Genomic DNA, 22750 nt, shown 5'->3' with positions numbered 1-22750 from the left:
AGCTACTCGGCCGGCAAGTTCGCGCTCGAAGGCTGGTCGGAGGCGCTGGCGGGCGAGGTCGCGCCGTTCGGCGTCCGCGTCCTCATCGCCGAGCCCAGCCGCTTCCGCACCGCCTTCAACGCCGCCGACGTACTCAGCACCGTGGACCAGCACCCGATCTACGACGAGGTGCTCGGCGCCGTCCGCGCGAACATGGCCGAGGCCGACGGCGTCCAGGAGGGCGACCCGGCACGCGCCGCCTCGGCCATCCGCGGCATGCTCGACACGCCCGACGCGCCGCTCAGGCTTCCGCTCGGCGCCGAGGCCGTGCGCAATCTCACCCGCGCCTACAGGAACGGGCTCAGCGACGTCGAGAAGTGGGCGCATGTAAGCCAAACGGCCGACTTTCCCGGCATGCCGCCGGCGCTACGCGCGTTCTGAACTCCGTACCCTGTCGAACATGGCCACCGAAGACCTGATCGAGCGCATCCTCGCCGCCGGCGACGAACCGTCCGCATCAGTCATCGACGCGCTGCACGACCTCCTCGACGACACCACGATCGACACCTCGGCGACGCCCAAGAGCGTCGCCGAGGCCGCCCGCCTGATCGGCCTGTCCCCCCACACCCTCCGCTACTACGAGCAGGAGGGACTCCTGCGGCCGGCACGCAACGCCTCCGGTTACCGCGCATACTCGGCGTTCGACCTGCGCCGCCTCATCTTCCTCACCCGGATGCGGCTGTCGGGAATGACCATGCAGGATCTCAAGCGCTACATCGCCCTCGTCGAGCAAGGCCCGAGCACCATCCCGGAACGCCGGCGCATCATGCTCGACCAGCGCGACCGCATCGTGCGACAGATCCGCGAACTCACTCTCGCCCTGGAGACGACCGAATACAAGATCCGCGTCTACGACGGGCACCCAGAAGGCTGACCGGCGGCCGGGGTGACCGCGCAACAAGCCCCGGCGAGCCTTCTCGCGTCGCCGTCCTCGCGCTGATCGTAGCCGCGATCAACGTGGGCTTCCGGCCTGGCGCCGCGCCCGAAACGGCGGCGGCCGGTGAGCCGCCGCACCCCCAGCTCCTGTCCCTGTCGCGGCGGGGGCGGGGGCGGCCCGCTGCACGTCACCGTCTGCTGCGGCCCCCCAAAGTGCCCGGATTCGACCACGCCGCCCAGCTCGCCGGGCTACGCCAGTCCTTGGCCGGTACGGCCACCGTGCGGCCCACGAACTGCCTGGATGCCCGCGAACACGGCCTGTTGTTGACGAAGCGGCGACGAAGTACACACGAAGGCTGCCGGCTACGTCTGGGATATCCCTGCATCAGGAGGGATCTTGTCAGGAGAGGAAGATCACGCCTATGAACACCGACAACTTCCGTGCAGTGTCCGTTCGAGCCGGCGGAGCGGCCGATGCCGAGGCACTCGTGCTCCTTGATCCGGTCGCGAGATCCGATGGAGGCGAGCGGCGCGGCAGCATCGAACGTTGGTGTCGCGACGGGTCCGTCCTGGTAGCCGGCACTCCGTCCGGGCTGGTCGGCTACTGCGTCGTTGAGTACACCTTCTTCGAGCAGGGGTTCGTGACGATGCTCATGGTGGCTGAGGCCGCCCGGGGGCATGGCGTCGGCCAGAGGCTGCTGCGCGCCGCAGCAGCTTCATGTCAGACCGCGAAGCTGTTCACCTCAACGAACCTGTCCAACCATCCCATGCAGCGACTGCTCCAGCGGGTCGGCTGGCAGCCGGTAGGAATGGTGCACGGCCTCGATGAAGGTGATCCTGAGGTCTTCTACCTCCGTACTTCTCCGAGCGCCGAAAGTGCAGAGTAATTCCGACAGTGCACCCGGATACCACCGATGACGTACGGCCCAGATGGTAGGACGGCCGCGCGCTGGACGCCGCCTGACAGATCCGGGCGTGGCGGATTCTGGACACAGAACGGCCTTCAGTACTTGGTCGCAGCGTCGTTACTTGGTCGCAGCGTCGTTGACGACAGGCCGGATTCCGCGAGCCCTGGTCGCTTCGGTGTCCTGTCGGTTCCTGTGGGGCGATCGCCGCGTCGTTGTCGGAGTCGTCGTCCGCAATAATCCGTTTGTGTGTCACCACAGCCCGCTGTCAAGATGAGGGCCCATGCGTCACCCTCTTGACACGCTGAAGTGGCCGATTTCCACCGAGCGGCTGCTGTTGCGCCGAGCTGCCACCGACGACCTCGACGCGACCTGGGTTTTCCGGCAGCTGCCGGAGACTCATGAATGGATCGCGGCGGCCACAAAGACCTACGACGACTACCGGGAGCGTTTCCTCAGCGAGGAGCGGCTCGTAGACCTGCTCATCATCGAACTGGACGGCCGGGTGATCGGCGACCTGACACTGAGGGTCCAGGACGGTTGGGCCCAGGAAGAGGTCGCTGACCAGGCGAAAAGCGTCCAAGCAGAGCTCGGGTGGACGCTCGATCCCGCCTACGGCGGCAAGGGCTACGCCACCGAAGCGGTACGCGCCCTCATCGACATCTCCTTCAAGAGTCTTGGCCTGCGCCGCCTGCACGCGGACTGCTTCTACGACAACGAATCCTCGTGGCGGCTGATGGAGCGGGTCGGGATGCGTCGCGAACAGCACACGGTGAGAGACTCACTCCACCGCACCAAGGGATGGCTCGACGGTCTCTCATACGCGCTCCTGGCCGAGGAATGGCCCGCTCACGAGTGATTACGGCGAAGACGCTCGGGAGCCCTCGCCGGGACGAAGATCACGCTGTCACTCATACACGCGGCCGTTCTCCTGCCGGCGCTGCGGCTGGAACCCAGGGACGCCACCGCGCCGGCACGGCTCAGTGCGTGGGGTGAAGCGCGGTGAGAGGTGCCGGACTTCGGATCTCGCAGAGTCCATGACCGGTGACAGGCTCAGGGGCCGGCCAAAGAAGTGATCAGCTTGCGGGCAGCGGCCTGGCAGCGGTGGGGGGTGCCGGTCGTTGAGGGTTCGCTGGGGTAGCCTCGCCCCGGTCGATGACGTCGCGGACGGCACGCTGTTGTGGCGCAGGGCCAGTTTCTCGCGCATCGCGGCTTCGGACGAGCCGTCGTCCTCGGGCACCAGAGCCTCCACGGTTGCAACCGCAGCCGAGCTGGGACAAGAAATGATCCAGCGCGGTCAGATGGGCGTTCACGGTGTCGGAGGTGCGGTGCAGGACCGTCCTCATGTGGGTCTTGTGGTCGCGGGCGGCGAAGTCGCGGTCGTGGGCGTCGGCGAGAGGGTCACCGTCCGGGTGCGAGGCCGGTTGACGTTGTTCTGTCGGTACGTGCGAGGGTTTTGTCTGTCTGTGCCGTGCAGATCGGCTGGTGGCGTGCCGATCTACACTCGGTGCATGGAGTGGGGATGACCTTCATCGTCGACACGCAGGTGGCGCTCTCTGATCGCGTGGAGGCGATCAGAGAGGTCATCTGGGGGTCGGTTGTGCGTGTGGAGATCGACCACCATCCGGATCCGGACAGGATCATGGCCCGGGGGCGGATCAGTGACGTCGCGGGGATGAACGTCTGCACGATCCGGTCGAACGCGACGACGATCCGGCGGACGCCGGCCCTGGTCAACGATGATCTGGAACCGTCGGTGTTCGTGAGCCTGCCGGCCGGCTCCAGCGCCAGTACGCCGGCCAGGCGCGGCAACAGCCCGCGGTGCGAGCGGTAGAAGCGGTCCAGCAGCGGCAGATAGTTGTCACCGTGAAAGGCGGCCAGCGCCTCGTGCCCGGGCACCAGGCCGGTCAGGCCGCCGTTGGTCTCGATCGTCTCCAGCACCGCCCGGCCGGTCTCATGGCGGCCCCGCACCGTCGTCCGCGGTTCGGCGCGTTCCGGGCCGCCAGATCGACCTCCTAGGCCGCGTTCAGCAGGTCGCCGAGCACCGCCAGCATCCGCTCGTGGCGCTGGCGCTGCTCGGCGCGGCTGGTCTCCAGCGGCTCGCGGGCCTTGTTGTGCATGCTGTTCATCCGCTTGCACGGCATGGTCACCAGGTCGTCGCGGGCCCTCACCCGAGCCTGGTGCAGCAGGTATGTCCTGACGTTCTCAAGATCGGCTCATGGCCGGTTCACCCGCATCCCGGCTGCACCCGTACATCACCCACACCATCCGCCGATTCGGCAGGTGGACCCTCAACCTCACCCCCCACCACCCGGCTCGATCTCGAACCACGGGTGGTGTTCGGCACTCCGCCCGTCTGAACCCGTGTGTGGTCACCAGGGCCGTAGCTGGTACCTGAAGCCGCTCGGCTGCGCTGTCGCCTGCCCGAGCCGAGGCAGCCCTGCCGGTCGAGTTGGTGGTCGGCTTCTCCGATTAGCTAGCCGTCGGTATCGGGCCGTGCTGGGGCGAGCGCGGGTCGCGGGAGGACGCCCTCCATGAGCAGTTCGAGGGCGCGGTCGGCGCACAGCGGGGCGGCTCGGGTGGCGGCGGTCAGGAACGCGAGCAACTCCGCGATGCCGATGTCGGGTCGCACCGCACCGGCGTCCTGGGCGCGGGCCAAGAGCGGCGCGGCGGCCTCGAAGAGCGAATCGTGCCAGGCGGTCGCTTGCGGCGGCTCGACGTCAGCGGGGACCGGGTGGTCGGCGAGGAACGCCTCCCTGAGCAGGCGGCTGTCGCTGACGTGCGCGGCGACCAACCGCAGCCACGCCGTCAGCGCCGCACCGGGGTCCGGGGCCGCGGCGAAGTCACGTGCGCTGTCGCACAGGTCCTGGATCCGCTGCTCGTACACGGCCTCGATCAGCCGCCCCCGGGTCGGGAAATGCCGGTAGAGCGTGGCGTTGCCGACCCCCGCGAGCTTGGCGATCTCGTCGAGCGACGCGGTGGCGCCGTGGCTGTTCAACACGATGTCAGCGGCTGCGAGCAGCCGCTCGCGGTTGCGTGCGGCGTCGGCGCGACGCGGCGGTGGCTGCATGCCGGGCCTCCTTGTCAACCGGGGGGCAGTCCCCGTATTGTTCCACACGCAAAACGGGGACAGATCCCCGTTTCATTGGAGGTGAATCGATTGGACACAGTGAAGGGACCGGGCGACGTGGTCCAGGCGATAATCAGGGCTCGTGCCGAGGGTGACGTTGACGGCGCCATCGGGCTGATCGCTCCGGAGTCCCGCGACCAGGGACGGGTGGTCAGCCACGCGGACTGGCGGCGGAAATGGGAAGGCCTGCTGGCGTCCGGCCTGGAGGTCGTCACCGATCGGACCCTGGAGGACGGCGAGTGGGTTGCCAACCTCTACCGACTGCGCGGAGCCCCGGGCTCGGGCGGTGCCGAGACCCGCGGCATGGACATGGTCCGAGTCATCGACGGCCGGCTCGTCGAGCACTGGTTCTTCGTCGAGCCGGACCATGCCTGAACCGGGTGCTGTCCGCCACTACGGCGCTCGATACCAACGGATGGAACCGGGGGCTCCCCCACCGGAACACCCGCCGGCCAGGATGGCCGCCCAGGTCGAGGGTTCCGTAGGAGTGTTCCGCGAACCGTTCCGGTGACGGGGCCCTATCCGGAACACTGAAGGGCGGGAACGCCGTCAACGCCTCGGCGGCCGCGGTCCGGGTCGACTACGCCCGCTGGTCCACCGACGTGCAGGCCGTCGTCGTCCAGACCGAGCAGTTCCTCGGTCTCAGGTTCCGGCCGATCGGATCTACATCGACGGGGGCTTCTCCGGGACCACCTGTTCGGGCTGGGCGGGTCGGTCTACGACTGGAACGACCCGTTCGGCCGGCTGTTCCTGCAAGGTTCGGCAGTGTGCGTGCCCCGTCGTCCTCGGGCAGGCATGACAGGTAGTGCACCCGGCCGCACCGGCCCCCGCCACTTCCAGCGTCGCCGGGTCGTCGGCGTTGTCGAGGACGAGGAGCCAGCCGGTCCGCTCCTCCAGCCGCCTCCAGAGTACGTCGGCGGCATCCCGCCGTCCGGTTCGCGCCTCCTCGATCTCGGTCGCCGACGCGCCCAGCTCGGCGGCCAGCGCCAGCAGGCAGGACGTCACGGCCGCACGTCCGTGGCGGCGATCCGCCAGACGGGCCGCCCCGCATTCTGAGCCCGCTCGGCCAGCGCCGGCGCGACCGTGGTCTTGCCGACTCCCCCGCGACCGCCCAGCACATGGAAGTCCCCGTCCGGCTCGGCCGCGGCCACTCCCGTCAACACCCCCACGACGCTCACGGGATCCATGCCCGTACTCCAGGTGATCGCCTGGTCCGCCCGGGCGGCCCGGAGGCGGTGCGGGGCGCGCTTCGTTGATGGGTGAGCTCATGGTGCGCCGTGACGTGGCTACATGTATCGATCCGATCACCGCTTGTTCGTTGTGGCGCCCATGTCGGGTCGCCGCTCCTAATCTGCCCGCGTGGACGTGGACCCCCTTCTCATCTCGACCGTCGTCGGAGCCGTGCTCAGCGGGCTGGGATCAGGCGCCCTGGAAAGGTGCAGAGCAGACTCAGACGGCCCGGCAGCGCGGAGGAGTCCCCCGCACCGAGCGCTTCCGGCATCGAGGAGCGGGCCGACGAATTGGCTGATCTCCTCAAGCGCTCGACGGCGTTGCTCGCCGAACTCTCGGCCGAGATGGAGGCACGCACCGCGACAGTCCGTGAGCTGCAAGCCGAGGCCCAACACGCCGAGAGCATCGCCTCGATGCACAAGGAAGCTCAGGCTGCCGTCGAGAAGATGCTCGATGCGCGGCTGGCGGCACGACTGGAGGAGAGCGGCAGGAAATCGTTCAAGCAAGGCATGTGGCTGAACATCGTCAGCGGAGCGTTCTTCTTCATCGCCGGCGTCGTCGTGACCGTGCTCCTGGGCGGGTAGACGACGTCAGCAGGCCGACGGGCAGGGGCGGGCGAGCGAGCGCAGGGCCTCTCCGTCCCTGCGAGGACGGGGAGGCCCTGCACCGCGGTGTGGTCACCAGCCGGGCCACACCACGATGCCGTACGTCGACGCCATGCCGACGCCGCCGCCCCTCGGCACGGCGCCGCCCAGGCCCACCGCGGCCCCCTGGAGGAACCCGTTGACCGCTGCCTTGTCGTCGGGCACGTTCGTCCATCCCATGCGGGCGCTCACGCCGGGCCCCGAGACGCCCGCCGAGCCGAGCGGCACGTTGACAGTCACCTGGCCGTACTTGCTGACCGTGATCCCGCTGGTCAGCCCGAACCCGGCGAACGACGGGACCAGGGGGAAGCTCTCGTCCACCGTCACGTAGTCGGGGGTGAGGCTCGTCCCGGTCAGGTCGTCCGTGGCCTGCCCGATCAGGGTGAGGGGGTTCGTGGCGGCGGCCCCGCGCCAGCCGACCTCCCAGCCGCAGTTGAACAAGCCGTCGCACAACCCCGACGACTCCACCGTCTTGTGGTACTTCTTCGGATGCCACACGAAGGGCGCCTGCTCGTACTCGTGGCACGGGCGCGCCCCGCACGGGCCGCCCTTGGGCAGCAGGTTGTCACCACGCGGGCGGGTCCCCGCCTGGCCGTCGGCGGGCGCGCACGGGCCGCCCCCGACCCCTCCGCCGACCGGCGGGTTGTAGGAGTCGGCCGGGTTGTTCTCCCGGTTCTGGTGGGCGCCGCCGCCCTTCCCGTCGTTGCACACCCCGTCGGGGCAGGAGCGGGGCATCCGCCCGTCGGGGTCGCTGAGCGCCAGCGGGTTGTTGTTGGCGTAGGTGTAGCCGTTGACCTGCTGGGAGTCCTGGACGTCCACGAGCGGGTCGACGGAGACGAACCGGCCCGTGCCCGGATCGTACTCGCGGGCGCCCAGGTGGGTCAGGCCGGTGCCGTCGCTGGTCCCGCCGACGAAACCGCGGTCCATGGAGGCGGGCCAGGTGCCGGCGCCGCCGTCGCGGGGCTCGCCGAAGGGCGTGTGGCGGCGGGTGGCGACGGCCTGGCCATCGGTGTTGGCGATCGCGGCGCCGGTGGTGCCGTGGTGGTCGCCGCTGAGCCAGCTCACCCCCGCCGCCGTGCCGCCGGAGCGGACGGCGACGACCTGCCCGCCGTGGCTGTAGTAGCGGGTGCCGGTGCGCCGAACGCGACAGATATGAGGACGAAGCGCTTTCACTCGCAAGTCCACAAGAGGCTCTGCAGCTGGTGTACCGCTTTACGTGAGGAGCACGCGAGCTGATCACAAGCGGCACGCCATCCGGCCAATCGTCACCGGGAGACCGCCAGCGTCGACCACTAGGAACGGCCTCGCTCCCCCGCCTGGTCGGCACGAGGGACTACGAAGCTGCCCATGCCCGGCTCGGTTCTGATGAACCCATCACTCCGCAAGGCTCGGCGAACCCTCTTGCCGGTTGCTGTGGCAATGCCGTAGATCTGCTGCAGTCTCAGGACAGAGGGCATCTGGTCGCCAGGAGCAAGCTCACCGCTTTCAATCTTGCCCTTGATGTCCTCGTAGACCTGCACCCAATGAGGGATGCCAGCCTTCCACTCCAGCTCTAGATCAGCCACGAAGACGACCTAGGCAAGGGATACCGTGGCAAGCGAGATACGCCATGCCTGGTGAGCAGTCATGAGCAGCGAGGAGGACCAAGCGCGCGAGCCCCCTCCCCCGTCCCGCAAAGCGGCCCCAACACGCTGATCGACTGGGCGCCGCAGGCCGCGGAGAACCTCTGCATCGCCAAACCGAGTGGGACAGGCGCGACCCTCGAGAAGTCGCATGGGAGGAACGGCGGCTGAGCGCCCGAGCGCGTTGGCAGCAGCTATTGCGCAAGAATCCGCCCCCCGTGCGATCCACTTCGGATGACATCGAGGCAAGCATGGAATTCCTCTCTCGGTACGGTCCCAGGAATCGCACCCCTGGGTGGACATGACCGTCTACGGTAACGGCGCGAGATCCTTCAGCGCCGGCGGCTGACACACGAGAGCGCCGGTCCGGGAAGCCCCCGGGCCGGTGCTCTGTGGCGTCGGCGGCGAACGGAAGCGTCATGATCTCCTGCGGAAACGCGAGGGCGAAACTCCGCCCCACACCGCGAACGCCTGCCGCAAGGACTCGGCGGAGGAGAACCCGCACCGCCGGGCGATGGCCGCGACCGGCTCACGAGTGCCGGTGAGCAACTGGGCGGCCGCTTCGAGCCGCGTCTCGCGCACCAGCCGCGAGGGAGTCCGGCCGACGCACTCGACGAACAGCCTGCTCAAATGTCGCTCGCTCACCCCGACGGGCGCGGCCAGACGAGCGACACCGAGGTCCTCGTCCAGATGGCTGACCACGTGGTCGACGACCCGCCGGACCAAGACCTGGTCGGCCAGCTCGGCCCCGTGGTCCTCCTCGATGAACGACAGCGTGAGATCCAGAGCGGCCGTGACCCCGCCTGACGTCGCGACCGTGCCGTCCCGTACGAAGATCGGAGCGGGGTCGACCCGTACGTGCGGGAATGGGGCGGCCGGCCGTCCTGCCTCGTACCGACGCGTGGTGGCCCGGCCGTTGTCGAGCAACCCGGCCGCGGCCGGCACGGTCGCCCCCCTGCACACGGACGCGACCCGCCGCGACAGCCCGGCGAGCCGCATGGCCTGACTCACGAACCGAGGGTTGGCGGCGGCGGTCTCATGCTCCTGGCCGCCCGAGACGATCAGGGTGTCAATGGGGCCGCGGGCGCGGGCAGGGGCCGTCGCGGAGTACGCCGCGTACCGTGTCGAGCCGTACACCCGGGTCGAACTCCGTCAGCCACCAGGTCGCGCCGGCGGCGGCGTACGGCAGCGGGTCGACGCCGGCGGGCAGGCTGACGGCGATGTCGTACGAGGCCATGTCGCCGTGTCGCAGCTCGGTGAGGGTGCCGGCGACCTCGGCGAGTTGGTCCGGGCGTTCCATGTTGATCGGAAAGAAGCCGTCGAGCCGGGCGGCCCGCCGGATCGGCTTGACGTTGCCGGGGAATCCGGCGGCCCATACCGGCACGCCTGGCCGCTGAACCGGCTGCGGCAGGAACGTGATGTCGTCGACGGTGTAGTGCTCGCCGCGGTGGCGCACCGGCTCTCCGGACCATGCGGCGGCCAGGATGGCCAAGGACTCATCGAGCATCCGTCCCCGCTGCCGGTCGTCGAGCTGCTCGCCGGTCCTGGACAGTTCGCCGCCGAACCGATCGCTGCCCAGTCCGACGCCAAGGGTGAGACGGCCGTCGCTCAGCTGGTCCAGGGTCGCGGTTTCCCGCGCCACTTTGGCCGGACGCCTGCGGGCGAGCGTCGCCACCATCGGACCGAGCCGCAGCCGCTCGGTGGCGGTCGCGATCGCCGCCAGCGTGATCCACGAGTCGGCGACCTGCTGGACCGGCTCCCGCCAGGACAGGTGATCCCACACGAAGCAGCCGTCCCACCCGGCCTCCTCCGCGTCGGCGGCCAGATTCGCCACCGCCCGCGGGTCGGCGAGCTCGTCGAAGAGCGGCAGCCAGAGTGCCGATCGCAGCCGGCTCACGGGCGCTCTCCGCTGGAGACCGAAAGGATCTCTGCGATCGCGACGTCCCAGAGCTCCGGCGGTGGCATCTGGTGCCCCATGCCCTTGAGCGGGACCAGCCGGGCTCCCGGGATCTCCCGTGCCAGCGCCTCGCCGTGCCCGTACGGGAGCAGCGGGTCCGCGGTGCCGTGCAACACCAGCGTGGGCGTCGCGATCGCACCGAGACGGGCGCGGACGGGCTCGCCGCCGTCGAGCTGCCAGTGGTTCTGCGCCGACGCAGGAGACGGGCTGCGGTCCCAGACGCGGCCGGCGATGCGGCGCATCCGCTCCTCGTCGACGGGAATGGTGCCCGCGAAGGTGCGCTCGCCGTCGGTGTAGTACGCGATGACGGCCTCGCGGTCGGACCAGTCGGGCGTCTGGTCGCCGCCCTCGGCGAACCGCTTCGCCAGTTCGGCGCTCATCGGCGGCAGGTCATGGCGGTCGGGGCCGCCGGGGCCGCCCGGGCTGGTGGCGATGAGCGTCAGGGAGGCGACCCGGCCGGGGTGGCGCACGGCCAGGCGCTGGGCGATTCCGCCGCCCATGGAGACGCCGACGATGTGGGCGGCCGCGATGCCGAGTTCGTCGAGCAGGCCGACGGCGTCGTCGAACAGGGCGTCGTTTCCGTACGGCGGCGCGCCGGGCGGGAAGGTCGTGGAGCGGCCGGTGTCCCGGGTGTCGTACCGGATGACGTGCCGGCCGCCGGCGGCGAGGCGCTCGCAGAACTCGTCGTCCCACCAGTCCATCGACGCCTCGGCGCCGCCGATGAGCAGCAGGGCGGGCGCGGCCGGGTCGCCGAACGTCTGGACGCAGAGCTTTATGCCGTTGATGTCGAGGAGCCGCTCGGGGTGATCTTGATTGGCGTTCATGTCCGGCACGCTAAGCCTGGCCACCTCATCGCGAAAAGCTATGATTATCGATCGAGTCGATCGCCTACAGCGATATACCGTGTTCCATCTGGCCGGTCAGCTCAGCGGCGGCTGCGACGGCGAGGTCGATGGCCTGGGCCGCCAGCGGCGACCGGGTGCGCCCGGCCGGCCGACACAGGTACCACGTGCAGGTAGGCGGCGGTTCCAGCCGATGGATGCGGAGCCGGTCGTCGGACCAGACGTCCGACCCAAGGAGGGCGAGCCAGGGCAACACCGCTGAGCCCAGGCCCACCCGCACCATCGAGACGACGGTTTCGTGGCCGGCCGTGCGGAACACGATCCGCGGCCGGGCGCCCGCGCCGGCGAGCTCCCGTTCCAGCCATCTTTGGTGGACGGTGGGCGGCCAGGCGACCATGGGAGTGTCGTCGAGCAGCTCGACCGGTACCGGACCGTCGGGGAACGCGCCCGCGGCGGCCACCAGGAGGTGAGGCTCGTCCAGCAGCTCGACGTGTTCGACGTCGCCGTCGATGCGGTCGTAGTGGAACAACAGGTCGAGATCTCCGATGTTCGGGTCCTCCGGTTCCACCTCCGACAGCCTGATGTCGCAGCCGGGGTACTCGCTCAGCAACCCGCGCACCACTGCGGGCAGGATCAGCCGGGTCGCGCCTTGGAAGGTGCCGATGTCGATCCGGCCGTGACCCGCCCTGAACCGATCGACGGCGTCGGTCAGCGCCTCCGACCTCGCGAGCAGATCACGCCCGTGGGCCAGGACCAGCTCGCCGAGAGGAGTGGCGCGTACCGGCCTGGGACCTCCCGGCCGGTCGAAGACGGCCCCGCCGACGGCCTTCTCCAGCGCGGCGATCTGCTGGCTCACCGACGACTGGGTGTAGCCGAGGCGAACCGCCGCCCGGCCGAACGTCCCCTCCTCGGCGATGGCGGCCATCGTCCTCAGGTGGCGCAGTTCCACGTCAGCCATGACAGCCAGAGTATCGTCAAGGGCGATTGATTCGAGCGAAACAATCGCTCCTGGTGATGAATCGCGCCGCTGCCGATGCTTCTGCGCGTCCGGCTGGGCCGCCCCGGGATGGAACGCGAATACATCCGCGACCGCACCCTGGGAAGGCCACGAATCCGCCCGCGCCCGCGGCAAGAACATCGGCGGTGCCACCGTCACCGATGACGCCATGCTGTCCATGGCCCTGCACCTGCGCGCAGAATCTCAGCCTGCGCGACATCGCCGCCCGCCTCGTCATCACCAAGGGTAAGAAGGGTCGCCACCCCTCCCCGGCCACCGTCCTGCGGATGCTGCGCGAGCACGACGACAGGACGGCAGGACGGCAGCGGTGCCTGCCACAGCCTGACCCACCGGTCCCAGGTCAACGTTTCCGCTGGTCGGCCGAATCTGTTGTCCAGGTCATACACCAGAGCGGGGCAGGCCAGGTGCGTGAGGCGCCACAGCAGCCCGGCGGACATGCGGTACGACTCCCCAGCAACGAGTGCGGTCACCAACTCAGCAGGCGGGTTCAACAAGTGATCCTCACGGTCAGCCAGGACCTTGAGTGCCTGACCCAGATCGCCGGCGTCCAACGGCCACTACTCGCCATGGTCGAAGACCTCACTCATCGTCGGTGTTCCCCAGCCCCGCGCCGTTCCAGTTCGGCGCGGCCCGCGTCGGTGAGCACCGTCTTGCGCGCCGTGCCGTGATGACCGCTCGGCTCCCCGACGTCGATGAAGCCGAGGGCGACCAGCGCGTCCACGTCGGGCTGGTTCAGCCCGTACTCCGGGATGTCTTCGTACGAGTAGTACAGACCAGGCTGCCGTGCTCGGCCAGCTTGCTCATGAACTCCAGCCGGCGCGGGTGGGCCGATGCCCGATCGCGCTCGCACGCTTGACTTCCGCGATTTGGTCGAGCACTGCCCGGCCCGCGTCGGTGACGTGCCAGCGGTAACCATTCGCAAGATCGTCCCATTCGTCGCGAATCAGCCCCTCTTCGGCCAACCGCTTGAAGTCAGCGCGCTTTGTCCAGTCGCCCCACAAGGTGTTCACGTCGCCAGTGATCACTGTATGGTCCCGGATGCGAGTCAAGAGCTTGCGTTGCCCCTCGGTGAGGTCGATCGGCGTGGCGTTCATCGCCGACCTCCGCGTCGCGTCTCGGACCAGATGCGGAACTTCACGGTGTCGCTCATGAGGCATCATCGCCCTCGGCACCGATGCTGATCAAGGCCGCATCGGCGATGGGCACCCCGGCCTGCGGGTGATGCCCGAAGAACACCTCGCGCTCGCACTGGGGTATCCAGACGTTCTGGGAGCGCCTCAGGCGCGGCTTCGTCACGATGTTCCGGGTCTTGCATCGAAGGCCCGGCGCTCGGGTCCATGCCCCCAGGGGCAAGGTAGAGCGTTGCCGCAGGCCACGGGGGGTGACGGTCGCGGTGCCCAACTGCGGGTTTCGGTCCGCGCTCGGGGATGGGTCCGGCGCTCGCTGCCCCGATAACGGCGGCAAGCGCGTTTCCGCAGGTCGCGTTGCTCGCTTAACGGTGCTCATGTCACCCGCCGAGAGCTCTCGGTTACTCATAGCTACTTTACGTCTGGTGACATGGACCCGAGCATCGCCCCTCCAACGGTACAGCGATTGCCGCCCGCACGGCCGGGACGCGACCGGCCCAGCCACTCGATGGTGCTGCCCTTTGCCGGTGACTCGCGCGTGGCGGAGCTCCAGATCGAGATTCTCGACACAACATGATGTGAATATCAGCTGACGTGCCGCACGTGAAAGAAGAGATCATCTAGCCCTGACCTGCGAGAAGCCACCGATAACCCAAGATAACCATCGACCTCCGCTCCGACGTCACCGCCGAAGACATCGCCGCCTCCCTCATCGGCATCTTCACCGTGGCCCCCGGCGCGAGCATGAAGCCAAGGCCGGTCGCCTGCTGGACCTCCTGATGGACGGCCTCAGGCCGCCCGCCCGGCCGGCACGCTGAACTCAGCGTACGAAGGCAGCGCAGGTCGGCACGTACGGTTTGCCCGGTACGTACAGGTTCCACTCCGCGCGGCTGATCGGCCGCTGGGCCAGGGCGCATACGGCGGCTTCGAGGTCGGAGGGCAGGCTCACATTCCACGCGCGAATGGTGGAGTCATAGCCGGTGCTGACGAGGGTGCGGCCGTCCGGGGTGAAGGCGATCCCGGAGACGTCCCCGTCGTGTCCGGTCAGTGGACGGCCCAGTGGCCGCTGGGTGGCGACGTCCCACAGCCGGATCGTACGATCACGGCCTGCGCTCGCGAGCAGCCGGCCGTCGGGGCTGAAGGCCGCCTTCCATACCGTGTGGGTGTGCCCCACGAGCGGCTGGTTCTTCGGCCGTACCGCGTGCGGATCCCACAGCCGGATCGTGCGGTCGCTGCTCGCGCTGGCCAGCAGCGAGCCGTCCGCGTTGTACGTGATGGAGGTGACGGCGTCGATGTGGCCGCGCAGCGGGGCGGCCTTCTCGCGGCGGGAACGCCGATCCCACTGGCGGATGCTCCCGTCGTCCAGCCCTGCCGCGAGGGTTGCGCCGTCGGGGGAGAAGGCCAGGGCGGAACCGCGCACGCCTGCCACCGGCGGGCCGAGCTGCCGCCGGGCGCGTACGTCCCAGAACCGCAAGGTGCCGTCCGCGCCGGTGCTGGCCAGCATCCCCCCGTCGGGGCTGAACGCGAGCCCGCGGACCCAGCTCTGCCCGTTGTGCTCGGTGTGGCCGCGCAGCGGTGGCCCGATCGGCTGCTGGGTGGCGACCGTCCACAGGTCGATCACGCCGTCGGCCGCGCCGGTGGCCAGCATCGTGCCGTCGGGGCTGAAGGCCACCGGGCCGCCGTCGCCGGTCCTGCCCGGCGCGATGGGCTGACCGAGCGGGCTCACGACGAGGCGTCCGCGGCGGTCGCGCCCGGCCAGGTTCCACAGCAGCACGCTCGTGCCGCTGGAGGTGGCGAACGTACGGCCGTCATGGCTGAGGGCCATTTCGTAGACATCGCCGGTGCCGGGCCTGGTGACGGGCCGCTCGATCTGCCGGCCGCGGACGAGGTCCCAGACGCGTACGGTTCCGTCGTTCCCGGCGCTGGCCAGCGCCTTCCCGTCCGGGGAGAAGGCCACGTCCAGCGGCGTGCCGGTGTGGCCGACGAGGGGAGCGCCGACCGGCCGGCGGGTGCTGAGGTCGTACAGGGCGATCGTGCCCGCCTCACCGCCGGTGGCCATGGTGACGCCGTCGGGGCTGACGGCCAGCGCCGAACCGGAGGCTTTGAGGGCGGCGCCGAGCCGGCGGTGGGTGGTCGTGTCCCACCAGCGCACGGTTCCATCGCTGTCGTCGCTCAGCAGCTTGGTGCCGTCAGGGGTGTAGGCCACCTTCCACGCCGTGATGTTGCCCTTGCGGGTGGCCGTCCGGGGCGTGATCTCGCGGCGACGGGCCACGTCCCAGAACAGCACGGTTCCGTCCGTGCCGGCGGTGGCCAGTACGCGCCCGTCCGGGCTGAAGACGACGTCCTCGACCTGGTCGGTGGTGATCTGGGCGAGGCGCCGCCGGGTGGCGAGCTCCCAGAGGTACAGGATGCCGTCGTCTCCCGCCCCGGCCAGCGTCTCGCCGTCGGGGCTGAGTGCCAGCGCGTTGAAGCGCACGGTCTGCCCCTCGATGACGTCCGCGACGGTGAGCGGGGCGCCGGCCTGCCGTTGGCCGGCGACGTCCCAGATGTAGATCGCGCCTCTGTTGGATTCCTCCGTACCGCTCGCGCAGAACAGGAGTTTGCCGTCGCGGCTGAAAGCCACTGCCCGCGCCCATTCGCCCGGCCCGGTGGTGAAGCGCGCGATCGGACGGCCCGTGGCGATGTTCCACAGCCGGACGCTGCCGTCACGTCCGGCCGAGGCCAGCGTCCTCGCGTCGGGAGCGAACGCCACCCTCTCGACCTCGCCGACGTGACCGGTGAACACGGCGCGAGCAGGGTTGAGCAGGGCGGTGGTCATGGCCGCGCGGGAATCCGGGGTGTCCCGTATCTCATGGGCCGTGACCGCGAGCAGCCGGGACAGAGCCGGATCGGTCTCGCTCAACTCCACGCTGCGACCGGCCAGTTCGCGCGAGCGCACGGTGCTTTCCTGGTTGCTCGCCTCGGTGGCGCGGTTCATCGCCACGCCGACGCCCGTCAGTGACGCCAGCGCCAGGATGGTGAGCAGGGCGAGGACCACGCGACGGGTCCGCGCGGTCCGCGTCGCCGCCCGCTCGCTCGCGTGCAGGAACGCGCGATGCACGCCGGTGAGCGCGGGGCTGCGTACAGGATCGTCGTCCCAGCGGGGGAACGCCTCCTGCAGCGCCGTCAGCCTGGTGCCCCGGTAGAGGAACGCCGGATCGCGGCCTCTGGTCTGCCAGTCGGCGGCGCTGTCCAGGAACTGCCGCAGCACCAGGTGATCGCTACGATCGTCGTCGAGCCAGCCGTGCAGCTTGGGCCACGCGCTCAGCAGCACGTCGTGCGCGATCTCGACGGTGCCGCGCGGGCCCCCCTCGTCGGCGCCGCCCTGAACGAGGAGCCGGCGCTCGGTGAACGCCTCCAGCACGTCATTCACGTCGGCCGCCCGGCCGGCGGCGTGCGAGCCCAGCAGTTCGGCGCGCGTGACGCGGCGGCGTACCGGCCGCCCGTCCGGGCCGGTGGCGGCCAGCCGCAGGAACACCTCGCGCGCCAGACGTCGCCGCTCGGCGGACAGGCTCCCGTAGACCTCTTCGGCGGCCGACTCCACGGCATGGGCGACGCCGCCGACCAGCCCGTACGTCCTGCTGGTCAGCGTTCCGCCCTGGCTCTTCTCCCAGGTGAGAAGCATCGCCTGGGACAACAGGGGCAGCACGCCTGCGCCATAGCCGCCCTCGTCGGCGTACGAGCGCAGATCGCTCAGCACGCTGTCGACCAGACCTGCCTCGACCTCCAGGCCGGCGATGCCCGCCGGCCCGGTAATGGCCCGGCGCAGGTCGGATTCGGTCATCGGACCGAGGACGAACTGCCCGTCCTCCAACGCCTCGGCCAGCGTGGGGTGAGCGGCGCAGGTGGAGGCGAAGTCGCCACGAACGGCCAGGACGACCAGCGCGGGCGTGCCCGCGACCGCGACCAGGGCGGTCAGGAACGCCTCGCGTTCCCGACCGCCGGCCAGCAGGAACACCTCCTCGAACTGGTCCACGACCAGCACGAGCCGACCGGCCTCGTGCCGGGCGTGCCGCTCGGCGTCAGCGAGTACGGCGTGCCGCACGGTGAGGTGCGCGTCCTGCGGATTGGCCTCCAGTGAGCGGCGTACCGCACCTGGTTCGAGCCCGCCCAGAGCGCTCAACCGGACCGCCATCTCATCCAGTGGGCGCGCGGTCGGAGTCATCACCACCTGCGGCCAGTCCCGGCAGTTCACGGCGCCGGGCAGCAGCCCGCGGGCCAGCGCGGGCAGCAGCCCGGCCCGCAGCAGGGAGGATTTGCCCGCCCCCGACGCGCCGGTGACCATGGCCAGCCGCGCCCCGGGCAAGCGCTCAGCGAGCTTGCCCAGCAGCTTCGCGGTGGCGCGCTCACGGCCATAGAAGATCGGGGAATGGTGGCGGTCGAACGGCCACAACCCCCGGTACGGCGCCTCGTCCAACCATCGAGGACTGGGGGCATCCGCCTGCTGCTGCGAGGTGGCCGCGCGCCGGTTGACGGCCGCTATCTCATCACGTATCAGGATCAGCTGCACCGACTGCTGAAGGGCGAGATCCCGATCGTGCCGTTGCTCGGCGGCCTGGCGGTACAACAAGTCCTGAAGCTGAGTGGCCTTGCCCGACAGATCGCCCAGCAGTTGACGGAACTCGGCGAAGCTTCCGCTCAACTCGGCGAAGACCGTCGTGAGATGGGCCTGCAGCCGCTGGTCTCCGCTGGTGAGCGCGGCCTCCAGAGCGGCTCCTGCCGCATCGATCCCGTGCAGCACGCCGGCGATCTCCCGCCGCAGGTCCGGCGTGTTGCTGTTGGCGGCCTCCAGGGCTTGCAGGAGCTGGGTTCCGATCTCGTTCTCGATCTCCTCCCCTGACAGCAGACGGCCGGCGGCGCGCCTCCGTACCGCGTCCATCGACTTGATGATCACATCAGCCAGCACGTTGCCGCCGACACCGGCCAGCACCTGCACCCCGGCCGCGACGGGACCGTCGGCGCCTTCGAAGGCCAGCGGCACCAGGGCGCTGGCGCACAACGTCGCGATGACCGCGTGCGGCGACAGCTTCAGCAAGCCGCTCCCGCTTCGCCGCACCACCGAGGCGATCCGCTCCCGCGCCGCGTGCGCCTGGGAATCGCCGGGCACCCCGGTGGCCGATCCCATCCACAACCCCCATCGATCCGCGAAGGCGCCCGCCTGCCCTCTGATATCGCCACAGCGCCTCACACCGCTACAACCGCTCTCGAGGTCCCGGCCGATCGACATGCGCTCGTGGCCCCGGGCGGAAGAGCGCACGCAGGCCCCGCACCGGCCACCGCCCGTCCAGCCCGAGTACGGCCCGGCCCCCCTCGCTGGTGGCAGGCTGGACGCGGCCACGGTCCTGGTCGGGTCAATGTGGGTTTGGGCGCATGTGGGCTGACACCTAGGTAAAGTCCGGTGCCATGCGTCCGAGCTCCTTGATCGTGCCATTACTCGTCGGCGTGCTCACCAGCGCCGCGTTCAGCGGGACGGCCGGCGCCGCGTCGGCCCCGGCCGTGCTGACCAAGAACCCGCTGTACAAGGCGGGCAAGTTCGCGCTCAAGACCTGCGAGGAGCCGTATGCGGCCAGCGCCGACGTCGAGGTGTTCCGGCGCTATGTCGAAGAGGTCTCCCTCTGTCTGGACAAGGCGTGGGGGCCGCTGCTGACGAAGGCCGGTCTGCGGTACACCAAGCCCAAGGTGGTGTTGTCGTACGGCGAGCGGGTCAAGACCTCCTGCGGCATCTACGCGCCTGACGCCACTGACAGCGTCTACTGCACGAACACCAAGACCGTCCACATGATGGTCAGCGACTACGGGCTGAAGGGCGAGATCGACAAGCCACAACTGCTGGAGGCCCTCAGCGCGGGCTATGCCATCCATGTCCAGAACGTCGCGGGCATCATGAACGCCGTGGCCAAGACCATGAAGAAGCTGTCCAAGCGGGACGCGCTGGCCCTTCAGTCCAGGTACACGCTGCAGACGCTCTGCTTCTCCGGGGCGTTCACCGGCAGTGTCTGGGATTCGCTCGGCCACACGCGCGAGCACGGCCAGGACTACTACATCGATCGGCACGTTATCGACGGCAGTTTCGCCGGCTTCGGCAAAGCGTCCAATCGTGTCTACTGGATCAGGCGGGGGTTCGAGTCCGAGTCGCCGTCCGTCTGCAACACCCTCACGGCTCCGGCCGCCAGGGTGAAATAGCCCGCGCCCAGGGGGAGGACGCGCCGCGCGGCCGTGATCAGCCTCTTGCCGGCGTGAGCCCGTAGATGCTCAAGGCCTGAGACGATCTCCCCCGGTGGCGCCTGCATCCGACTGAACCAGGGCTCCGAGAGCGATCAGTATGTTCCCCGTCACTCAAAATGGTGATCCAGGAAGCCTCTGTGGCCGCGCTGGTCATGACCTTCGTGCTGAAGTGGCTGATGCTGCGCATCCTGGGCCTCTGCACAGTGCTGCTGCCGTGAATCCCAGCGCCTGACAGCGCGACCGCCTCCACCCACAATCGCAGGCGAGGCACGGACCGTCACTCGGGTCGACGCCGGCCCCTTGGGCCATCCCACGTGAAAGGAAGATCATCTCGCTTTGACCTGCGAGAAGAGGCCAACAACCCAAGATGACCATCGATCTCGGCCACCGCTTGATGTGCGGCGTCGGCCTGGTCTGGGAGCGTGTCAACCTCGGGCTGTCCGGTCCGGCGCCGGTCTGGGTCCGTCATCGATGCCCGCTCCCCTCTCTGCTGAGTTTCGTCCCCGCTTCGACAGCGCCGGCAACGACACCAGTGGCCCGTCACCGAGTCTCGGACGGGTAATTGATCTGTCCCGGGACCGGCGGCCCGGTCCCGGGAGGCGGTCAGCTTTGCCGTAGGGCGGGCATCGGGAGGGGGATGGCGTACGCGGTGGCGCCGCCGCCCACTCCTCCCTCGCAGGAGTTCGGAGGTGCGGTGGTCACGCCCCTTGTGGAGGGACGTTCGGCGGCCCAGAACATGTAGCCGAGCATGCCGGAAGTGAGTCCGGCACCCTTCGGCGCGGCCGTCTGGACGAACGATCCCGTGGAATTCTGCAGCGAGGTGCTGAAGTTCGTGCATTCGGCGCGGACCTTGCTTCCTTCGGCGATGTAGAACGCGCCGGTGAACTTGGCCGGAGCCAGCGACGGGATCGGCGGAGAGTAGGTGGTCTTGCCGTCGATGTGCTCCTGCCAGTTGGCGATGGCGTCGGAGCTCCTGGGCTGCTGGGCGGGCACCATCGCGTTGGCGTAGTCCAGGACCGGGGTGTCGGTGCGCAGCCAGTCCGCGGTCGCCTTCCTGGTGATGTCGATGAGCCAGCGGTCACCGGCGGCGAGGTCGATGGTCAGCCGGGCGGCTGGGTTCGCACCGCTCGCGTCGTACGGCAGGGCGGAGCGGTAGGCGTCGACGAAGGCCTGCAGACCGGCCAGGTCGGGCCTGCTGTTCTCCTCGTAGTCGATCTCTATGCCGACGCCGAGCCGCTGGGCGACCTCGGCCGCGTTGCGCCCGAACTGCGCCGCATTCTCCGCCAGGGCGGAGTTCCACGCGGTGGTGTACGTGATGCCGCCGATGGAGAGCATCACCCGGATTCCACGGCTGGTGAAGTAGTTCACGATGTCAGCGGTCATGCCACGCGGCACGCCGTCGAGGGTCTGCGTGTCGGTGGTCTTGTGCAGCAACTTGACCGGGTGGACGAAGCTGAGCACCACGAGGTTGACCGAGGGGCGGCCGTCTCCTCGGTCGATCAGCCAGTGGTTCTTTGCGTCGAAGTCTGTTGGGCTGCGGACGTTGCCCCAGATACAGGCGTCATCACCGCAGTGCCAGGCGCCGTAGACCTGCAGCGGGGTCGCAGCGGCCTGTGCGGGGACGGGCAGGAGAAGGAGGGGGAGGAGTAAGGAGACGAGCGCGGCCGGACGGCGCATGCCGATACCTCCGTTCACGAGGAACTGGAAAGGAGGTTAACTAATTCCGCACGGTGCTGTCCCTCCCCCGCAGGACACACCCGGGTCCCACAAGGGCTCGCGTCGCCACGAGCGCTCAGCTAGTGGCCCCTCACCGAATGTCGGACAAGTACTTCCGTCAGGCCGCTGATCCGGGTTCAGCCGTTGGCCTCTCCGGCGACTGCACGTTTCCTGTAGGTCATGGCCGAAAAGGTCACCGTCCGCACCCAGTTCCTCGATCGCGCGCCACTGGAAGCCGCCAAACGAGGATGCGAGTAGGTGGTCCTCCTGGCATGCGGCATGAATGCCCCGCCCATTCCAAACCGCCTGGCCGCCCGGCACCAAGGTCTTCGAGTTGCACTTCGCCGACGCGCTCGCATTCAAGGCAGCCGTACTCGACGGCCGCGGCGAGGTCGCCACCGACCTGCGCCAAGACTGGCCGCGCGCGCTGACGGAGTCCGGCTTATACCCGGGGCGGACGGCCGCCTGGCCGGCCGAGGGCATCCTGTACGCGCTCCCGCACGAAGCCGCCGACCTGCGCCTCGACCGATTCACCACCCTCGCCGCCCCGGCAAGCATGCTCACCCTGGACCACACGAAGGACTCCCATGGCGCGACGTGGTTCGACGCGATGGAACCGGCCGGCGATTCGGGCCATCAGCTCGTTGACGGATGACCATCCAGCCGTCCGGATCTGCGCTGTGGTCTGCGGCCATCGCGTGATCTCTTCTTGTCTTGACGACTCCAAATGATCGCTGCGGTGGCCGTCGCCATTCGACCCGACCTCACCTGGGACGCAGTCACCTTGATGACACGCTGCTTGATCTACGACGCCTGCGTGCTTCGGCGAGACGTCAGGGGACCTCTCCAGGCTTGTCGACGATGCCGGCCGCGACCCACACCTCGGCGAATCTCCGACCAGGTCGGCAGCAGGTAGCACCCTGCCCATCGAGCATCCCAAGGAGCAGCTCAGGACGTGGTGTGACCCTGGACACGCTCGCTGCTGCCGCAGCCATCGCCACCGCCATCCCCATCACGCTCAGTTACATCTACAACTGTTACGCACGCCCGTTCCGTAGCCATCGCCGCTGCAACGGCACCGGCCACATCCCCTACCTGTTCGGCCGTGGCTGGCGCTTCTGCCTACGATGCCAGGCCACCGGCCTACGCCTCAGACTCGGCCGCCGCGCCTGGAACCACCTCCGCCGACTCCAGCGCGAGGCCGCCCTGGCCGACGACAACCAGCAGGCAGAAGCCGACGGCGGCAGGTGACACAGCCGACCGCGCGCAAGGTGGAGAAGGTCACCGACCAACTCGGTGCAAGACGGGACAAGATCTACGAACTGATCAAAAACCCGCCAGCACGGACATCGACGAGTTCCCATCTGATCGAGGACTCTG

General features: G+C 69.3%; 25 protein-coding genes and 1 pseudogene. 9 read left to right on the top strand and 17 right to left on the bottom strand.

Going from position 1 to position 22750, the window contains the following annotated elements:
- From ABZ459_RS46985 to ABZ459_RS46970, 4 genes and pseudogenes are all read left to right on the top strand, one after another.
- Nucleotides 1–420, top strand: a pseudogene (locus tag ABZ459_RS46985) (short-chain dehydrogenase/reductase); the annotation flags it as partial.
- A 19-nt stretch (nucleotides 421–439) separates the two neighbouring features.
- A complete protein-coding gene (locus ABZ459_RS46980; protein WP_357985998.1) occupies nucleotides 440–913 on the top strand; it encodes a MerR family transcriptional regulator in 474 nt (157 codons plus the stop codon).
- Nucleotides 914–1337: 424 nt separating this feature from the next.
- Entirely contained in the window at nucleotides 1338–1802 is a 465-nt protein-coding gene (locus ABZ459_RS46975) for a GNAT family N-acetyltransferase (RefSeq protein ID WP_357985995.1), read from the top strand.
- A 301-nt stretch (nucleotides 1803–2103) separates the two neighbouring features.
- Nucleotides 2104–2679: a GNAT family N-acetyltransferase gene (locus ABZ459_RS46970; RefSeq protein WP_357985992.1), complete on the top strand. Its 576-nt coding sequence runs from the start codon at nucleotides 2104–2106 to the stop codon at nucleotides 2677–2679.
- 542 nt (nucleotides 2680–3221) lie between these two features.
- On the opposite strand, the gene ABZ459_RS46965 is transcribed toward ABZ459_RS46970, so the two are convergent.
- The 3 genes from ABZ459_RS46965 to ABZ459_RS46955 all read right to left on the bottom strand — a co-directional run bounded on the left by ABZ459_RS46965 (nucleotide 3222) and on the right by ABZ459_RS46955 (nucleotide 4890).
- On the bottom strand, nucleotides 3222–3761 hold the full coding sequence (locus ABZ459_RS46965; protein WP_357985989.1) for a hypothetical protein: 540 nt from the start codon (nucleotides 3759–3761) through the stop codon (nucleotides 3222–3224).
- A gap of 74 nt (nucleotides 3762–3835) precedes the next feature.
- A complete protein-coding gene (locus ABZ459_RS46960) occupies nucleotides 3836–3991 on the bottom strand; it encodes a hypothetical protein (protein WP_357985986.1) in 156 nt (51 codons plus the stop codon).
- A 305-nt stretch (nucleotides 3992–4296) separates the two neighbouring features.
- The gene (locus ABZ459_RS46955; RefSeq protein WP_357985983.1) at nucleotides 4297–4890 is read right to left on the bottom strand and encodes a TetR/AcrR family transcriptional regulator; all 594 of its coding nucleotides are present in this window, start codon (nucleotides 4888–4890) and stop codon (nucleotides 4297–4299) included.
- A 99-nt stretch (nucleotides 4891–4989) separates the two neighbouring features.
- On the opposite strand from ABZ459_RS46955, the gene ABZ459_RS46950 reads away from it, so the two are divergent.
- On the top strand, nucleotides 4990–5325 hold the full coding sequence (locus tag ABZ459_RS46950; protein ID WP_357986010.1) for a nuclear transport factor 2 family protein: 336 nt from the start codon (nucleotides 4990–4992) through the stop codon (nucleotides 5323–5325).
- 288 nt (nucleotides 5326–5613) lie between these two features.
- Here the strand turns inward: ABZ459_RS46950 and ABZ459_RS46945 are convergent, their stop codons facing one another.
- Nucleotides 5614–5955, bottom strand: a complete 342-nt coding sequence (locus tag ABZ459_RS46945) for a hypothetical protein (protein ID WP_357985980.1) — start codon at nucleotides 5953–5955, stop codon at nucleotides 5614–5616.
- Nucleotides 5952–6137, bottom strand: coding sequence for a hypothetical protein (locus tag ABZ459_RS46940; protein WP_357985978.1), 186 nt, complete (start codon nucleotides 6135–6137; stop codon nucleotides 5952–5954). Before ABZ459_RS46940 ends, ABZ459_RS46945 begins: the two co-directional genes overlap by 4 nt.
- Nucleotides 6138–6386: 249 nt before the next feature.
- Here ABZ459_RS46940 and ABZ459_RS46935 point away from each other — a divergent pair, with 249 nt between their 5' ends.
- Entirely contained in the window at nucleotides 6387–6764 is a 378-nt protein-coding gene (locus ABZ459_RS46935) for a hypothetical protein (RefSeq protein WP_357985975.1), read from the top strand.
- Between the two features lie 93 nt (nucleotides 6765–6857).
- On the opposite strand, the gene ABZ459_RS46930 is transcribed toward ABZ459_RS46935, so the two are convergent.
- The 11 genes from ABZ459_RS46930 to ABZ459_RS46880 form a co-directional block, all read right to left on the bottom strand.
- Nucleotides 6858–7997: an RHS repeat-associated core domain-containing protein gene (locus ABZ459_RS46930; RefSeq protein WP_357985972.1), complete on the bottom strand. Its 1140-nt coding sequence runs from the start codon at nucleotides 7995–7997 to the stop codon at nucleotides 6858–6860.
- Between the two features lie 119 nt (nucleotides 7998–8116).
- Complete coding sequence (locus tag ABZ459_RS46925) at nucleotides 8117–8389, bottom strand: GntR family transcriptional regulator (protein WP_357985969.1); 273 nt, start codon at nucleotides 8387–8389, stop codon at nucleotides 8117–8119.
- A 474-nt stretch (nucleotides 8390–8863) separates the two neighbouring features.
- Nucleotides 8864–9583: a helix-turn-helix domain-containing protein gene (locus ABZ459_RS46920; protein ID WP_357985966.1), complete on the bottom strand. Its 720-nt coding sequence runs from the start codon at nucleotides 9581–9583 to the stop codon at nucleotides 8864–8866.
- The gene (locus ABZ459_RS46915) at nucleotides 9516–10343 is read right to left on the bottom strand and encodes an LLM class flavin-dependent oxidoreductase (RefSeq protein ID WP_357985963.1); all 828 of its coding nucleotides are present in this window, start codon (nucleotides 10341–10343) and stop codon (nucleotides 9516–9518) included. Before ABZ459_RS46915 ends, ABZ459_RS46920 begins: the two co-directional genes overlap by 68 nt.
- Nucleotides 10340–11227 carry an alpha/beta hydrolase gene (locus ABZ459_RS46910; RefSeq protein ID WP_357985960.1) on the bottom strand — a complete coding sequence of 296 codons (888 nt, stop codon included), beginning with the start codon at nucleotides 11225–11227 and terminating at the stop codon, nucleotides 10340–10342. Before ABZ459_RS46910 ends, ABZ459_RS46915 begins: the two co-directional genes overlap by 4 nt.
- A 64-nt stretch (nucleotides 11228–11291) precedes the next feature.
- Complete coding sequence (locus ABZ459_RS46905) at nucleotides 11292–12203, bottom strand: LysR family transcriptional regulator (protein WP_357985957.1); 912 nt, start codon at nucleotides 12201–12203, stop codon at nucleotides 11292–11294.
- A 194-nt stretch (nucleotides 12204–12397) separates the two neighbouring features.
- Nucleotides 12398–12814 carry a hypothetical protein gene (locus ABZ459_RS46900; protein WP_357985954.1) on the bottom strand — a complete coding sequence of 139 codons (417 nt, stop codon included), beginning with the start codon at nucleotides 12812–12814 and terminating at the stop codon, nucleotides 12398–12400.
- Between the two features lie 32 nt (nucleotides 12815–12846).
- Nucleotides 12847–12984: a hypothetical protein gene (locus tag ABZ459_RS46895; protein WP_357985951.1), complete on the bottom strand. Its 138-nt coding sequence runs from the start codon at nucleotides 12982–12984 to the stop codon at nucleotides 12847–12849.
- A gap of 79 nt (nucleotides 12985–13063) precedes the next feature.
- Nucleotides 13064–13357, bottom strand: a complete 294-nt coding sequence (locus tag ABZ459_RS46890; RefSeq protein ID WP_357985948.1) for a hypothetical protein — start codon at nucleotides 13355–13357, stop codon at nucleotides 13064–13066.
- A gap of 52 nt (nucleotides 13358–13409) precedes the next feature.
- Complete coding sequence (locus ABZ459_RS46885; RefSeq protein WP_357985945.1) at nucleotides 13410–13559, bottom strand: hypothetical protein; 150 nt, start codon at nucleotides 13557–13559, stop codon at nucleotides 13410–13412.
- Between the two features lie 651 nt (nucleotides 13560–14210).
- A complete protein-coding gene (locus ABZ459_RS46880) occupies nucleotides 14211–18554 on the bottom strand; it encodes a WD40 repeat domain-containing protein (RefSeq protein WP_357985942.1) in 4344 nt (1447 codons plus the stop codon).
- Between the two features lie 299 nt (nucleotides 18555–18853).
- Between ABZ459_RS46880 and ABZ459_RS46875 the strand changes: the two genes are divergently transcribed.
- Nucleotides 18854–19612, top strand: a complete 759-nt coding sequence (locus ABZ459_RS46875) for a neutral zinc metallopeptidase (protein WP_357985938.1) — start codon at nucleotides 18854–18856, stop codon at nucleotides 19610–19612.
- A gap of 645 nt (nucleotides 19613–20257) precedes the next feature.
- Here ABZ459_RS46875 and ABZ459_RS46870 read toward each other — a convergent pair.
- Nucleotides 20258–21349 carry a glycosyl hydrolase family 18 protein gene (locus ABZ459_RS46870; protein ID WP_357985935.1) on the bottom strand — a complete coding sequence of 364 codons (1092 nt, stop codon included), beginning with the start codon at nucleotides 21347–21349 and terminating at the stop codon, nucleotides 20258–20260.
- A 304-nt stretch (nucleotides 21350–21653) separates the two neighbouring features.
- Between ABZ459_RS46870 and ABZ459_RS46865 the strand changes: the two genes are divergently transcribed.
- Both ABZ459_RS46865 and ABZ459_RS46860 read left to right on the top strand, forming a co-directional pair.
- Nucleotides 21654–22025, top strand: coding sequence for a class I SAM-dependent methyltransferase (locus ABZ459_RS46865; RefSeq protein WP_357985932.1), 372 nt, complete (start codon nucleotides 21654–21656; stop codon nucleotides 22023–22025).
- A gap of 305 nt (nucleotides 22026–22330) precedes the next feature.
- Nucleotides 22331–22621: a hypothetical protein gene (locus ABZ459_RS46860; RefSeq protein ID WP_357985929.1), complete on the top strand. Its 291-nt coding sequence runs from the start codon at nucleotides 22331–22333 to the stop codon at nucleotides 22619–22621.
- Nucleotides 22622–22750: the final 129 nt, after the last annotated feature.

Source organism: Nonomuraea sp. NPDC005692 (genome assembly GCF_040631115.1).
In the GTDB taxonomy this organism is placed as follows: domain Bacteria; phylum Actinomycetota; class Actinomycetes; order Streptosporangiales; family Streptosporangiaceae; genus Nonomuraea.
This window is presented reverse-complemented; position numbering and strand designations above follow the sequence as displayed.